We start from the raw sequence: 14820 nt of genomic DNA on the forward strand, positions 1-14820 counted from the left end.
CGGCCGGGTCGGAGGAGCCGGCCGCCGCGAGCACCACCGGTCCGGCGCCGGCCGGGCGGCCGCTCTCGGCGAGCCGGTCCGCCAGGGCGGCGGCCAGCAGCGGGCTCGGGCCCAGCGCGGGGGCGAGCCGGACGTGCGGCAGACCGGCACCGGCCAGCGCGCCGGGGATGTCCACCCGCAGGTGGTAGCCGGTACCGAGGAGCAGCGGCACCAGGACGGCGGGCTCGCCGGCGGACAGCCCGTCCAGCGCGGTGGGCAGGGAGGGCGCGGCGAGGTCCAGGAAGCAGCAGCGGACGTCGAGTTCGGGGCGCAGCGCGCGGACCCGGGCGAGCAGCGCCCTGGTCGCGGCCGTTCCGGCCGGATCGCGGCTGCCGTGGGCGACGGCCAGCAGCACCGGGCGGCCACCGCGCCGCGCCGGCCGGGCCGCCGGCCCCCGCACCGGGCTCATCACCGGCCGGGCCCGGGGACCGTCGCCGGGCACCCGGTCCGGCAGGTTCCGCGGGGCCGCGTCGGTCGTCCGCTCCGGCCCGTTCCGCCGCGCGGCTGTCCGGCGCATCAGGCCGCCGCCAGCCGGTAGCCGCGCTTCGGGACCGTCCGGATCAGCCCGCCGTGCGGCCCGAGCGCGGCCCGCAGCCGGCCGATCGCCGCCTCGACCGCGTGCTCGTCCGCCGCCGCGTCCACCCAGACGGTGCGCAGCAGTTCGGCCCGGCTGAGCACCCGGCCCGGCTGTTCGGCGAGCGCCCGTAGCACGGCCGCGCCGCGCGGGCTCAGCCAGTGGCTCTCGCCGTCGACCAGTACGGCGTTGCCCTGGAGGGTCAGCAGCCTTCCGGCGAGGGCGAGTTCGCGCCGGTTCCGGCCGGGCAGGGTCTCGCCGAGGTAGCGGACCAGGGAGCCCAGCCGGCCGCGCTCGGGGAACAGCACGGGCAGGCCGAGGTCGGCGAACGGCCGGGCGCAGAGCGCGCCGACGCAGACCGGCAGGACGTCGCCGCGCAGGGCGTCCAGCAGCGGCTCCCGCAGTCCTTCGGCGGTGGCCGTCTCCACGAAGGCGCTGACGGCCGGGGCGCTGGTGAAGGCGAGCGCGTGGACCTGCCGCCGGACGGTCTGCTCGACCAGCCGCCGTACCGGCGTCGGGTCGTCCGGGGCCTCCCAGCGGTAGACCGGGACGGAGATCACCTCGGCGCCGCGCTCGCGCAGCGCCGCCGCGAAGGCGTCCAGCCGGACGCCGTGCTCCTGGATGGCGACCCGACGGCCGGCCAGCGGGCGGGCGAGCAGCCAGGTGAGCAGCTCGTCGGTGGCCTCGGAGCCGGGGGAGAAGGCCTCGTCGAGGCCGCTCGCCCGGACGGCGCCGGTCGCCTTGGGGCCGCGGCTGAGCACCACGGCGTTGCGGCAGGCGTCGGCCAGGGCGGCGCCCCGGCCCCACCCCTCGGCGGCGCTCATCCAGCCGCGCCAGCCGACGCCGGTGGTGGCCACCACGTAGTCCAGCGGGGCGGCCAGGCAGAGTTCGGTGGCCCGGCGCAGGGCGAGGTCGTCGGCCAGCGGGGTGATCCGCAGCACGGGCGCCTCGACCACCTGGGCGCCGCGCCGGCTGAGCAGGGCGACCAGTTCGTCGCGGCGGCGGGCCGCGGTCACCCCGATCGTGAAGCCGGTCAGTGGGCCGGGGGGTGTGCCGGGACGCGGGCCGGTGGGGGTGGGGGAGGTTGCCATGGGCGCAAGGGTGCTTTCTCCGCGTTACGGCGGGGTTGCCCGCCGGTCACCCGGGCGTAAGCGAAACCGGCCCCCCGGTTACGGCTGATGTCCTGCCGCGCACCCCGCCCCCGGGAGGCCGTGAGCGAGGCGTACCGCGCGCGCAACACGGGGGACCCGACCGCGAAACGACCACCGGTCAGATTCTTCGGCATGAGGACGGCACCCGACGGACCACTCGCCGGACACCCGCCCCGCTCGCCGGACACCCGGCCCACCCGCCGTACCCGCCTCACCCGCCGCACCCGGCCCACCCGCCATACCCGCCGTACCCGGCCCACCCGCCATACCCGCCCCACCCGCTCGCCTGAGCAGCCCCCCCACAGACCCCGCCACCCCGCACCCCCCGTACGACCCGAGGAGTACCGCGATGACGTCGCACTCGCCCGACCGACCACGGGAGCTCGTCCTGGTCGGCCACGGCATGGTTGGCCAGCGCTTCCTGGAGGCCTGGACCGAGCAGCCCGGCGCCGATCGCTGGCGGGTCACCGTCCTCGCCGAGGAGCCGCGCCCGGCCTACGACCGCGTCCACCTCAGCTCGCTGTTCGACGGCCGGACACCCGAGGACCTCGCGCTCTGCCCGCCCGGCTTCCTCGCCGAGCACGGCATCGACCTGCGCCTCGGCGACCCGGTCACCGCCATCGACCGCGCCGCCCGTTCGGTCACCACCCGGGCCGGCCGGCAGGTGCGCTACGACGCCCTGGTGCTGGCCACCGGGTCCGCGCCCTTCGTGCCGCCCGTCCCCGGCCGGGACGCGGCCGGCTGCCACGTCTACCGGACCATCGAGGACCTGGACGCGATCCGGGCCGACGCCGAGCGGGCGACGATCGGCGTGGTGGTCGGCGGCGGCCTGCTCGGCCTGGAGGCCGCCGGCGCGCTGCGGGCGACGGGCCTGTCCACCCACGTGGTCGAGTTCGCGCCCCGGCTGATGGCCGTCCAGGTGGACGACGGTGGCGGGGCCCTGCTCCGCCGCAAGATCGAGGACCTCGGCGTGACCGTGCACACCAGTGCCGCCGCCGACGCCGTGGCGACCGGGCCGGCGGGCCGGGTGCGGGCGCTGAGCCTCTCCGACGGCCGCGAACTCGCGGCCGACCTGGTGGTGTTCTCCGCCGGCATCCGCCCGCGCGACCAGCTGGCCCGCGACTGCGGCCTGCCGGTCGGCGCCCGCGGCGGCATCGTGGTCGACGAGCGCTGCCGCACCGCCGACCCGGCCGTGCTGGCCATCGGCGAGTGCGCCCAGGCTGCCGACGGCCGGGTCTACGGCCTGGTCGCCCCCGGGTACCAGATGGCCGAGACCGCCGCCCGCGAACTGGCCGACCGCCCCGGCGACGGCTTCGTGGGCGCGGACACCTCCACCAAGCTCAAGCTGCTCGGCGTGGACGTGGCCAGCTTCGGCGACCCGCACGGCGCCGCCGAGGGCGCCGTCGACGTGCTCTACAGCGACAGCCGGCTCGGCGTCTACCGCAAGCTGGTGATCGGCGCCGACGGCGCGCTGCTGGGCGGCGTCCTGGTCGGCGACACCGACTCCTACGGCACCCTGCGCCCGCTCGCGGTGGCCGGGCGGCCGCTGACCGTCCCGCCCGAGCAGCTGGTGCTGCCCGCCGGGCTCTCCACCGCCGGACCGGTCACGCTGCCCGACGAGGCGGTGCTCTGCTCCTGCCACAACGTCACCCAGGGGGCGGTCCGCGCCGCCGTCCGTGAGCAGGGCTGCGACAGCGTCGCCGCGGTCAAGAAGTGCACCCGGGCCGGCACCGGCTGCGGCAGCTGCGTCAAGCAGCTCGGCACCGTGGTCGGCGAGGAGCTGGCGGCCGCCGGGTTCGCCCCGCAGACCGGCCTGTGCGAGCACTTCGCGCAGACCCGCGCGGAGCTGTACGAGATCGTCCGGGTCACCGGCATCACCGGCTTCTCCGACCTGCTCGACCGGTACGGGCAGGGCGAGGGCTGCGAGGTCTGCAAGCCGACCGTCGCCTCGATCCTGGCCAGCCTCGGCGGCGGCCACATCCTGGACGGCGAGCAGGCCGCGCTGCAGGACTCCAACGACCACTTCCTCGCCAACCTGCAGCGCAACGGCTCCTACTCGGTGGTGCCGCGGGTGCCCGGCGGTGAGATCACCCCCGCGGGCCTGATCACGATCGGTGAGATCGCCCGCGACTACGGCCTCTACACCAAGATCACCGGAGGCCAGCGGATCGACCTCTTCGGTGCCAGCGTGGACCAACTCCCGAGCATCTGGGCCAGGTTGGTGGACGCCGGCTTCGAGTCCGGCCACGCCTACGGCAAGGCGCTGCGCACCGTGAAGTCCTGTGTCGGCGAGACCTGGTGCCGCTACGGCGTCCAGGACTCCGTCGCCCTCGCGATCGAGCTCGAACTGCGCTACCGGGGCCTGCGCTCCCCGCACAAGCTCAAGTCGGCGGTCTCGGGCTGCGCCCGCGAGTGCGCCGAGGCGCAGAGCAAGGACTTCGGCGTGATCGCCACCTCGGCCGGCTGGAACCTCTACGTGGGCGGCAACGGCGGTATGACGCCCCGTCATGCCGACCTGCTGGCGGCCGATCTGGACCGCGAGACGCTGATCCGCACCATCGACCGCTACCTGATGTTCTACATCCGCACCGCCGACCGCCTGGAGCGCACCTCGGTCTGGCTGGACCGCCTGGAGGGCGGTCTGGACCACCTGCGCGCGGTGGTCATCGACGACTCGCTCGGCATCGCCGCCGAGCTGGACGAGCTGATGGCCCGTCACATCGGCTGCTACCAGGACGAATGGGCGGCCACCCTGGCCGACCCCGACCGGCTCCGGCGCTTCTCCTCCTTCGTCAACGCCCCCGGTACCCCGGACCCGGCCGTCACCTTCGTCCCCGAACGCGGCCAGATCCGCCCTGCCCGCCCCGGCGAGGACGGGCGCGTCCTCACCACCCCCGCTCCGGTCCTGGTGGCCGGGCCCCGACTGGAGGTGCTCACCCCGTGACCGTGGAAATCCACGACGGCACCCGCTGGCGTGCCGTCTGCACCCTCGACGACCTGCAACCCGGGCGCGGAGTGGCGGTGCTGCTCGACGGCGAGCAGGTGGCCGTCTTCCGGGACCGCTCCGGCGGCCTGCACGCCCTCGACAACCGGGACCCGTTCAGCGGCGCGCACGTCCTCTCGCGCGGCCTGCTCGGCAGCCGCGGCGAGCGGCCCACCCTGGCGTCCCCGATGTACAAGCAGGTCTTCGACCTGACCGACGGCCGCTGCCTCGACGAGGAGACCGCCCCCGACGGCACCCCCGCCGTCCTCAGGCTCTGGCCGGTCCGCAGCGCGGTGGAGCCGGCGCCCGCCGCGGCCCGCCCCGCCGTGCCCGCCCGCGCCACCGCGCAGGCCCCCGCATGAGCGCCGTCGTCGAGACCGGACGCCCCGGCAGCAGACCCGCCCCGACCGTGCTCGCCGGCTGGGACCCGGAGGACACCGCGTTCTGGGACCGGACCGGAGCCCGGATCGCCCGGCGCAACCTGGTCTTCTCGGTGCTCTCCGAACACATCGGCTTCTCGGTCTGGAGCCTCTGGTCGGTGCTCGTGCTCTTCCTCGGCCCCGCGTACCACATCGACACGGCCGGCAAGTTCACCCTGACCGCCCTGCCCACCGCGCTCGGCGCGACGCTGCGCCTGCCGTACACCTTCGCGGTGGCCCGGTTCGGCGGCCGCAACTGGACGGTGATCAGCGCACTGCTGCTGCTCGTCCCCACCGCGCTGGCGGCGCTGGTGCTGACCCCGGGCGTGCACTACGGCACACTGCTCGCGGTGGCCTGCGTCGCCGGGGTCGGCGGCGGCAACTTCGCCTCCTCGATGGCCAACATCAACGCCTTCTACCCGCACCGCCTCAAGGGCTGGGCGCTCGGCATCAACGCCGGCGGCGGCAACCTCGGCGTCCCGGCGGTGCAGCTGCTCGGCCTGCTGGTGCTCGCCACCGCCGGCGCGGCCCACCCCCGGCTGCTGCCGCTGCTCTACCTGCCGCTGATCGTGCTGGCCGCGGCCGGGGCCTGGTGGCGGATGGACAACCTCGCCGTCCCGCCGCGCGGCGAGGGCCGGGCGCTGCGCGAGGTCGCCCGCGACCCGTACGGCTGGGCGGTCTCCACCCTGTACATCGGCACCTTCGGCTCGTTCATCGGCTTCGGCTTCGCCTTCGGGCAGGTCCTCCAAGTGCAGTTTCACGACCGCTTCGACACCCCGGTCAAGGCTGCCGCGCTGACCTTCCTCGGGCCGCTGCTCGGCTCGCTGCTGCGGCCGGTCGGCGGGCGGCTGGCCGACCGCTGGGGCGGTCCGCGGGTCACCCTGGCCACCTTCGTGGGGATGGGCGCCGGCACGGCCGTCGTGCTGGCCGCCTCCCGGGCCGGTTCGCTGCCGCTGTTCCTCGCCGGCTTCGTCGCGCTGTTCGTGCTGAGCGGCATCGGCAACGGCTCGACCTACAAGATGATCCCGGCGCACTACCAGGACCGGGCCCGGGCGGAGGTCGCGGCCGGCGCCGATCCGGCCGGGGCCGAGGCCGACTCGCGCCGCCGGTCGTCCGCGCTGATCGGACTGGCCGGGGCGGTGGGGGCGTTCGGCGGGGTGCTGGTCAACCTGGCCTTCCGGCAGTCCTTCCTCAGCACCCACAACGGCGACGCCGCGTACCTCGGCTTCCTCGCGGCCTACCTGTTCTGCTCGGCGCTGACCTGGGCGGTCTGGCTGCGGCCCCGCGCGTCACGCTGACCGCGGTCGCGCGGACCGGCCCCGGGGTGTCGCCCACCCCGGGGCCGGTCCGGTGCCCGGGCCCGGGCGGACGCGATTGCTAGGGTCGTCGCATGGCATCGAGCAGTGCGACGACCCCCGGCCGGCTGCGACGCGACGCCCAGCGCAACCGCGACCTGCTGCTGGCCGCCGCCCGCGAGCTGTTCTCCCGGCAGGGCCTGGACGTCCCGCTGGACCAGATCGCCAAGGAGGCCGGCGTCGGCAACGCGACCCTGTACCGGCACTTCCCGACCCGCGAGGCGCTGATCGCCGAGGTCTTCGCCGACGCCGCCGCACTGCTCGACGGCGCGGCCCAGGAGGCACTGGCCGCCGAGGACGCCTGGAGCGCGATCGAGCGCTACTTCGAGCGGATCTTCGAGCTGGTCGCCGCCGACCGGGGCATCAACGACCTGGTCACCCAGGCCATCCCCACCACCCCCGCGATGATCGCGATCAGCCGGCAGAACGCGGTGACGGTCGGCACCCTGGTCGCCCGGGCGCAGCAGCAGGGCACCATGCGCCCCGACGTCGCCACCATGGACCTGCTCTTCATGCTCGGCCCGCTCTGCCGGGCCCTGCCCGCCACCACGGAGCTGCGCCCCGACCTCTGGCGCCGCTACCTCGCCCTCCTGCTCGACGGCTTCCGCACCCGGGCCGCCCACCCGCTCCCCGTCCCGCCGATCGGCGAGGAGCACCTGGACAAGATGTTCGCCGACCTCTGGGAGGCGGACGGCCCCGGCGCCTGACCCGGCCGCGCACCCCGCTGCCGTCCGGGGGGCGTCAGAACCGCGTACGGATCGGCCCGCCACGCGTCAGGGCTCCGTCAACGGACGGCCGCTCCGGCCGCGGCCCGGCTTTGCTGAGTCCGACAGCGAGACAGCGAGACAGCGACAGCGCGGCAGGACAGGCCGGAAGGACGGGCAGGGCGATGGCGGACAACGGCGCCGGAATCCACGGGGACGAGCCGACGGACGAGCTGACGGGCGAGTCGACGGTCGGACCGGGGGTCGGACCGGACTGGCGCGGCCGCCTCGTGGTCGGGCTCAGCGGGTCACTCGGCAGCCTGGCCGCCCTGCACCACGCGGTCGCCGAGGCCCGCCGCACCGGCGCCGAGGTCCTCGCGGTGCTCTGCTGGACGCCGGCCGGCGGCGAGTTCGGCTACCGCCGGTCCCCCTGTCCGCCGCTGCTCAGCGCCTGCCGCGACGCGGCCGTCGCCCGGTTGCGGCAAGCCCTGGACGAGGCCTTCGGCGGCGGCCCGGCGGGCGTCCGGCTGCGCTGCCAGGCCGTGCGCGGGGAGACCGGCCGGGCCCTGGTCCGCTCCGCCGACCGCCCCGGGGACCAGCTCGTCCTCGGCGCCGGCGGCCGCGGGGCGCTCGCCCGCGCCCTGCGCCCGTCCGTGACGGCCTACTGCGTGCGGCACGCCGCCTGCCCCGTCCTGGCGGTACCCCGGCCACCGCTCCAGCGCGACCTCGAAGCCCTCGAACGCCACCACCACGTCCGCGCGCTGCCCCTCACCGTCGGCAGCTGACCTGGGCCCGCTTCGCTCGGTCAGCGGGCCGGGTCGGCCGCCCGGGCCGGTGCGCCGACGGCCGCCGCCTCGGCCAGGACCCGGGCGGTCGCGCGGCCGGCCCGCACGGCGTGGTCCGCCCGGGCGGGGCGGCAGCGCTCCACGGCCGGGTCGTACTCGGTCAGCACCACGCCGGCGTGGTCGGAGTCCAGCTCCAGCAGCCGTACCGGTGAGCGCCGCTCGGTCAGCGCGGCGTGCAGCTCCCGGCTCAGCGCCGCGGGCACCAGGTCGTCGGCGGTGCCGTGCACCAGCCAGACCGGGACGGGGGAGGGCCGCTCGGCGAGGAGCGGCAGCGGGGCCTCGCCCGTGGTCACGGCCGGGCGGCCGTAGGCGGAGGCGATCCCGACGGCCGCCGTCGGGCGGACCTCCTCGGGGGTGTCCGGGTGGGTGGCCAGCGCGACGGCCTCGCGCCCGCCCAGCGACCAGCCGGCGAGGACGAACCGGGCCGGATCGCCGCCGAACGAGGCCGCCTCCCGGCGGGCGTACTCGAACGACGCCAGCAGCCGCGCACGGCCGCCGTCCTCCTGGTCCGAGCGCCAGTCGGGGACGAGCACCAGCAGCCCCAGCCCCGCCGCCTCCTGAGCCAGCGGCCGCAGCACGTCCCGCTCGTCCGAGCCCCGCCCGTGCCAGAGCAGGACGACGGCCGCCGGACCTTCGGCACCCACCGGGCGGTGGACGTCCATCAGGTGGCCGGGGGTGTACTCGACGACCTCGGGCGGGGTGGGGCGCTGACCGGTCATCCGGGATTCTCCTCGGGTTCGGGACGGGGTCTCCGAGCTGGTACTGTACTTCCTGTCGCGAGGGAGATGATCTCTCGTCAGGCGTCAGTGGTGCTACCGGAGCACGTCCTACTTTCAGTAGGGAGAGTCCGTTCAACCCGGGCCTGGCGCTCCAATTCGGACGAGGTCCGGTGCCTTTCCAGGCACCGGGCCTCTTCTGTTTTCCCGGATTCGGCCGATGCCCGGGCCGGTTCGGAGCACGGCTCCTGACCTGCTAGTCTTCTTCCTGTCGCGAGGGAGATGATTCCTCGTCAGGCGTCAGTGGTGCTACCGGAGCACGTCCTACTTTCAGTAGGGAGAGTCCGTTCAACCCGGGCCTGGCGCTCCAATTCGGATGAGGTCCGGTGCCTTTCCAGGCACCGGACCTCATTCGTTCTCCGGGTACCGACGGTCCCATCGCCGGGGCCGGGCCGCCGGAATCGCGCCGGACGGAATCGCGTCGGCCGGACGGAATGCGGTCGGCCGGCCGGAACGCGGTCAGCCGGGCTGGCGGTCGGAGCCGAGTTCGCGCGAGATCCGCAGCCCGACCTGGGCGACCACCGGGCCGAGCGAGCGGACCCGCGCGGCGGTCATCCGCGAGGTGAGGCCGGAGACGGACAGCGCGGCGGTCACCTCGCCGGTGTGGTCGAAGATCGGGGCGGCGACGCAGCGGACCTCGGGCTCGTTCTCCCGGTCGTCGATCGAGTAGCCGCGGGCGCGGATCCGGGCGAGGTCGGCCCGCAGGTGCGTCTCGTCGGAGATGGTCCAGGCGGTGACCGGGCGCAGCCCGGCGGCGACCACCTCGGTGACGGCCTCGTCGGGCAGCCAGGCGAGGATCGCCTTTCCGGTCGCGGTGCAGTACGCGGGCGCCCGGCTGCCGACCCGTGAGGCCATCCGGACGTTGGTCTCGTCCTCGACCTTGTCGAGGTACACGATGCCGGGGGCCTGCCAGACCGTCAGGTGCACGGTCTCGCCGGCCTCGCGCTGCAGCCGCCGCAGGTGCTCGGCGGCGACGCTGCGCAGGTCGAGGGTGGACAGGTAGGCCTGGCCGAGGCGGAGCGAGCCGTGGCCGAGGCGGAACCAGCCGGTCTCCCGGTCGCGGTCGAGCAGGTGCTCGTCCAGCAGTGGTCCGGCCAGCCGCAGCACGGTGCTCTTGTTGAGGCCCAGCGCCTCGGCGAGCTGGGCGAGCGGTACGCCCCGCCCGTTGCCGTGGTCGCGTACGTGGCCGAGGACGGCCAGCGCGCGGCGCAGCGAGGACGACTGGTTGCGCTCGGAACCCGCCGCCTTCTTCGCGGCCGCCTTCGCCGGTTCCGCGCCGTCCTTCGCCGGCTCCCCGGAGTCGCTCCCGTCGACCGCGCCGGCCGCCGGCGCGGGCTCCGGCGCGGGTCTCGGTCCGGGCTCCGATCCGGTCTGTGGCCGGGCCTGCGACCCGGTCCCCGTCTCCGTCATCGGTCCGTTCCCCTCTCGTTCCACCGCCGGACTGCGGCAGTGGTCAGACGGTACCCCCTCGCGCCGGGTTAGCCGATTCTTCGATACGGCGTTGTGCATTGCAAAACTTCCCGAACGGCCTCTTGTTGCCCCCGAGCGCCCCCGCCTAACGTCCGTGGCATCGAGCAGGCGCCGCGGCCCACCCGAGCGGTCGCTCTGCCGTACCCCCACATCAAGGCGTTCACGCACCCACCATCGGCCCCGGTCAGGGCCTGCTTCGACGTGCCCGTCCCCAGCGGCGCACGTCTCGGCGGCAGCTGTCGGGAGGGGAGGTCTCCACCCATGCGACTCATCAGACGGACCGCCGCGGCCACCGTCCTCGCCGCCAGCTGCCTCGCGGCCGCCGCCTGTTCGCCCGGTACCGCGCTGCCGGCCGGCGACCGGGCCGGCGACGACCGGACGGGCACCCTTCAGGTCTGGCTGTACAACGAGGCCGGCAACGCGGCGAAGGAGGCGGTGATCAGCAAGGCGATCACCGAGTTCCAGGCCTCGCACCAGGGCGTCACCGTCGACATCAGCTACATCGACACCGATGCCTCGGCCCGCGCCGCCAAGATGAAGGGCGCGTTCAACGACCCGAACAGCGCCCCGGACCTGGTCGAGTTCGGCAACACCGACCTCCCCGGCTACGTCGCCGCCGGCGGCCTCGCCGAGATCGGCGCCGACCTCGACAAGTGGAAGGACAAGGGCGACCTCGACCCGGCGATCGCCAAGACCGCCGTGCTGGACGGCAAGACCTACGGCCTGCCGTGGTGGGTCGGCGTCCGTGCGCTGTACTACCGCACCGACCTCTTCACCGAGGCCGGGCTGAGCGCGCCGAAGTCGTACCAGGAGCTGGTGGCCGCCAACCAGAAGATCCACGCCGCGCACCCGGACACCTTCGGCATCGCGGTCGGCGGCAAGTACACCTTCGGTGCGCTGCCGTTCGTCTGGGACGCCGGTGGCGACATCGCCACCAAGGACGGCGCCGCGTTCAAGGCCGGGATCAACTCGCCCGCCGCGCAGGCCGGGATCAAGCGCTACACGGACCTCTTCGGCGCCGACGGCTGCCCGGCCCAGCAGTGCGCCGACCTCACCGGCGGCAAGACCGTCGACCTCTTCGCGGCCGGCAAGTCCGCGATGGCGATCCTGCCCAACTCCAGTCGCAGCAAGGTCGACGCGGGCCCGGTCAACGGCAAGTACGGCGTCGTCCCGCTGCCCGGCGAGAAGTCCGGGTCGATCGCCCCCGCGTTCGGCGGCGGCAACAACCTCGGGGTGATGAAGGCGGCCAAGCACCGCACCCTCGCGGTCGAGTTCGCCGAGCTGCTGGCGAGCCCCGGCTACCAGGAGCAGATGTACGACGCGATGGGGAACCTGCCGACCCTCAAGTCCGTCAACGACAAGGTCGCGGCGAAGGACGCCTTCCTGAAGCCGTTCACCGACACCATCGCGGCCGGCACCAAGTTCGTTCCGCTGGACCAGGCGTGGGCGCAGATCGACGCGCAGGCCGTCATCCCGACGATGCTCCAGCAGATCGTCACCGGAAAGTCGGACGTGGCCAAGGCCTCGGGCGACGCCGCCACGCAGATCACCTCGGCCTTCGCGGCCGGTCACTGATCGCACACCCGAGAGAGCAGGCCCCGAGAGAGGTCCCGTACGTGTCCGCACCCACCACGACTGCCCCGGCGGCGTCGACTTCCCCGAGCGGGCGTCGTCGGGGCACCGGCCCGGCCGCGCCCCCGCGCGGCCGGCGCCGCCGCCCACCGCTGCTGCTCCTCCTGCCGGCCGCGATCATCATGATCCCGCTGGTGGCCTACCCGATCTACCAGCTCGGACTGCTGTCGGTGCTGGACTTCGGGCAGGCCCAGGCGTCCGGGGGAGTGCCCACCAGCTTCGTCGGCCTCGGCAACTACGAGAAGATCCTGAGCGACACCCAGTTCTGGTCGGTGCTCACCCAGACGATCGGCTTCGCCGCGTTCTGCGTGATCGCCACCCTGGCCGTCGGCGCCACCCTCGCGGTGCTGCTGACCAGGGTCGGCCGGGTGGCCCGGCTGGTGCTGACCACCGCCGCGATGGCGGCCTGGGCGGCGCCGGCGATGACCGGATCGACGGTGTGGAGCTTCCTGTTCGACACCAACCTCGGTCTGGTCAACAAGACCCTGGTCGACCTCGGACTGAGCGGCTTCCACGAGTACAACTGGTTCTACGACAAGTGGTCGGCGTTCCTCATCGTCGGTGCGGTGGTGGTCTGGCACTCCTTCCCGTTCGTGATGGTGACGCTCTACGCGGGCATCCGGGCGATCCCCGAGGAGATCCTGGAGGCCGCCGCCCTGGACGGCGCCAACACCTGGACCACCTTCCGCCGGATCACCGCCCCGATGCTCCGGCCGATCCTGACCGTCGTGGTGATCCAGTCGGTCATCTGGGACTTCAAGGTCTTCACCCAGATCTACGTGATGACCGAGGGCGGCGGCATCGCCGGGCAGAACCTCGTGCTCAACGTGTACGCGTACCAGAAGGCGTTCGCCTCCTCCCAGTACGGGCTCGGCGCGGCGATCGGCGTGATCATGCTGCTGATCCTGGTGATCCCGACGGTCCTCTACATCCGCACCCTGCGACGGACGGGGAATGAACTGTGAACGCCCGTAGCCGCTGGCGGCTCGCCGCCAACACCACCGCGATCCTGGTGGCCGTCGTCACCGCCTTCCCGATCTTCTGGATGGTGCTGTCGGCCTTCAAGCCCAAGGGCGAGGTGCAGTCGCTGGATCCCAGGCCGTGGACCGCCCACCCCACGCTGGAGAGCTTCCGGCAGGTGCTGAGCGTCGACGGGTTCGGCCGCTACTTCCTCAACAGCCTGGTCATCGCGCTCTCGGTGGTGGTGCTGTCGGCCCTGGTGGTCTTCCTGGCGGCGGTGGCGGTGACCCGCTTCCGCTTCCGGTTCCGCACCACGATCATGGTGATGTTCCTGATCGCCCAGATGATCCCGGTCGAGGCGCTGACCATTCCGCTGTTCTTCATGTTCCGCGACGCCGGCCGGGTCGCGCCGGGCATCGGCCTCAACACCCTGGCCTCACTGATCCTGGTGCAGCTGGCGTTCTCACTGCCGTTCGGCATCTGGATGATGCGCGGTTTCGTCGCCGCCGTCCCGGTCTCCATCGAGGAGGCCGCCCAGATCGACGGTGCCAGCCGGACCCGCATCCTGTGGCGGATCCTGCTGCCGCTGGTGGCCCCCGGTCTGGCGGCGACCAGCGTGTTCTCCTTCATCGCGGCGTGGAACGACTTCGTCTTCGCCAAGACCTTCATCATCAGCGCCACCGAGAACCAGACGCTCCCCTCGGCGCTGCTGGTGTTCTTCAAGCCGGACGAGAACGACTGGGGCGGCATCATGGCGGCGTCCACCCTGATGACCGTGCCGGTGCTGATCTTCTTCATCGCGGTGCAGCGCAAGCTGGTCTCCGGGCTGGCGGGCGCCGTGAAGGACTGACCCGCGAGGAAGGGGCCGAGGCGGGTGACAGCGGCCCGGTCACGGGAGTGGGGTCCCAGGCCGGGCACGTGCCGACGGGCGACCCGCCCGGACCGCGGGGGCGGTGGGCCCGGCCCACCGCCCCCGCGGTGCGGAGCGGGCAGGAGCTCAGATCGTCGTCCGGTCGGTCGGGTCCGAGTTCGGTCCCGGGTTCGGGTCGGGGCCCGGACCAGCCGGTTCGCCCGGAGGGACGGAGATCAGGGTGAACACCGCCCCGCCGTCGTCCCGCACCACCGCGAGCCGCCCGTACGGGGTCGGCTCGGGCCCGTCCAGCACGCTCCCGCCGAGCCGGACCGCCCGCTCCACCGTCCGGTCGGTGTCCGCCGCCCCGAAGTACACCGCCCAGAAGGCCGGTGGGCCGTCCGGGTCGATGCCCGGGTCCCCGCCGATCCCGCCGACCGGCTGCCCGCCGACCCGGAAGACCGTGTGGTCGGCCGCGGCGGCGTCGTCGTATCCGTAGCCGAAGACCCGGCCGTAGAAGTCCCGGGCGGTGTCCGGCGCGGGGGAGAGCTGATCGTTCCAGGCGACCGTGCCGGGTTCGTTCACCAGGCCGGCCCCCGGGTTGAGCGACCCCTGCCAGAGCCCGAAGACCGCACCGAGCGGGTCCACCGCGAGCACCCCGCGCGCCTGGTCGGGCACGTCGAACGGCTCGAAGACGACCAGTCCGCCCGCCTCCTGGACCAGTCCGGCCGTCCGGTCGGCGTCGTCCACCGCGAGGTAGGTCGTCCAGGCCGGCCGTCCCTGCCCGTCGACCTCCCGGCGCGACCTGATCCCCGCCACCTGCACCCCGCGCACCGTCGCCACCAGGTACTCGTCACCGGCCGGGCCGGTCGCCACGTACTCCCAGCCGAACAGCCGGCCGTAGAACCGTCGTGCCCGCTCGACGTCCGGCGCGGCCAGTTCGGCCCAGCACGGGACGCCCTCGTGGTACCTGCCGGCCTTCGGCATGCCGTCCTCCAAGCCCTGGCGGACCCCTCGGCCAGCCTCCGCGACCCCCGGCCCCCCGGCAACCGGGACGCCCGG

At 74.2% G+C, this 14820-nt stretch carries 13 protein-coding genes; 8 read left to right on the plus strand and 5 right to left on the minus strand.

The genetic code is table 11. The features are described from left to right. The coding region (locus ACFWA9_RS23550; protein WP_380389527.1) for a sirohydrochlorin chelatase at positions 1-394 on the minus strand (394 nt) is incomplete at its 3' end. A 161-nt stretch (positions 395-555) separates the two neighbouring features. Further along, the gene (locus ACFWA9_RS23555) at positions 556-1704 is read right to left on the minus strand and encodes a uroporphyrinogen-III synthase (RefSeq protein WP_380389529.1); all 1149 of its coding nucleotides are present in this window, start codon (positions 1702-1704) and stop codon (positions 556-558) included. A 409-nt stretch (positions 1705-2113) separates the two neighbouring features. Here ACFWA9_RS23555 and nirB point away from each other — a divergent pair, with 409 nt between their 5' ends. The 5 genes from nirB to ACFWA9_RS23580 all read left to right on the plus strand — a co-directional run bounded on the left by nirB (position 2114) and on the right by ACFWA9_RS23580 (position 8010). After that, complete coding sequence (gene nirB, locus ACFWA9_RS23560; RefSeq protein ID WP_380389531.1) at positions 2114-4708, plus strand: nitrite reductase large subunit NirB; 2595 nt, start codon at positions 2114-2116, stop codon at positions 4706-4708. After that, positions 4705-5109 carry a nitrite reductase small subunit NirD gene (gene nirD / locus ACFWA9_RS23565; RefSeq protein WP_380389533.1) on the plus strand — a complete coding sequence of 135 codons (405 nt, stop codon included), beginning with the start codon at positions 4705-4707 and terminating at the stop codon, positions 5107-5109. The genes nirB and nirD overlap by 4 nt, the downstream gene beginning before the upstream one ends. Further along, positions 5106-6464 (plus strand): nitrate/nitrite transporter, encoded by a 1359-nt coding sequence (locus ACFWA9_RS23570; protein WP_380389534.1) that lies wholly within the window; start codon positions 5106-5108, stop codon positions 6462-6464. The genes nirD and ACFWA9_RS23570 overlap by 4 nt, the downstream gene beginning before the upstream one ends. A 92-nt stretch (positions 6465-6556) precedes the next feature. Next, on the plus strand, positions 6557-7228 hold the full coding sequence (locus tag ACFWA9_RS23575; RefSeq protein WP_380389536.1) for a TetR/AcrR family transcriptional regulator: 672 nt from the start codon (positions 6557-6559) through the stop codon (positions 7226-7228). A 182-nt stretch (positions 7229-7410) separates the two neighbouring features. Beyond that, the gene (locus ACFWA9_RS23580; RefSeq protein ID WP_380389537.1) at positions 7411-8010 is read left to right on the plus strand and encodes a universal stress protein; all 600 of its coding nucleotides are present in this window, start codon (positions 7411-7413) and stop codon (positions 8008-8010) included. 20 nt (positions 8011-8030) lie between these two features. Here ACFWA9_RS23580 and ACFWA9_RS23585 read toward each other — a convergent pair whose 3' ends face one another. Next, positions 8031-8789: a dienelactone hydrolase family protein gene (locus ACFWA9_RS23585; RefSeq protein ID WP_359836003.1), complete on the minus strand. Its 759-nt coding sequence runs from the start codon at positions 8787-8789 to the stop codon at positions 8031-8033. A 516-nt stretch (positions 8790-9305) separates the two neighbouring features. Beyond that, a complete protein-coding gene (locus ACFWA9_RS23590) occupies positions 9306-10256 on the minus strand; it encodes an IclR family transcriptional regulator (RefSeq protein ID WP_359806249.1) in 951 nt (316 codons plus the stop codon). A 321-nt stretch (positions 10257-10577) separates the two neighbouring features. Between ACFWA9_RS23590 and ACFWA9_RS23595 the strand changes: the two genes are divergently transcribed. From ACFWA9_RS23595 to ACFWA9_RS23605, 3 genes are read left to right on the plus strand one after another with little or no spacing between them, the layout of a single operon-like run. Then, positions 10578-11891: an extracellular solute-binding protein gene (locus ACFWA9_RS23595; protein WP_352291708.1), complete on the plus strand. Its 1314-nt coding sequence runs from the start codon at positions 10578-10580 to the stop codon at positions 11889-11891. Between the two features lie 41 nt (positions 11892-11932). Beyond that, a complete protein-coding gene (locus ACFWA9_RS23600; protein WP_352291706.1) occupies positions 11933-12913 on the plus strand; it encodes a sugar ABC transporter permease in 981 nt (326 codons plus the stop codon). Continuing rightward, the gene (locus ACFWA9_RS23605; protein ID WP_359806242.1) at positions 12910-13758 is read left to right on the plus strand and encodes a carbohydrate ABC transporter permease; all 849 of its coding nucleotides are present in this window, start codon (positions 12910-12912) and stop codon (positions 13756-13758) included. The genes ACFWA9_RS23600 and ACFWA9_RS23605 overlap by 4 nt, the downstream gene beginning before the upstream one ends. Before the next feature lie 147 nt (positions 13759-13905). On the opposite strand, the gene ACFWA9_RS23610 is transcribed toward ACFWA9_RS23605, so the two are convergent. Continuing rightward, positions 13906-14745, minus strand: a complete 840-nt coding sequence (locus tag ACFWA9_RS23610) for a VOC family protein (RefSeq protein WP_380389539.1) — start codon at positions 14743-14745, stop codon at positions 13906-13908. Positions 14746-14820 lie beyond the last annotated feature (75 nt).

The sequence above is a fragment of the Kitasatospora sp. NPDC059973 genome (assembly GCF_042737525.1).
Lineage (GTDB): Bacteria > Actinomycetota > Actinomycetes > Streptomycetales > Streptomycetaceae > Kitasatospora.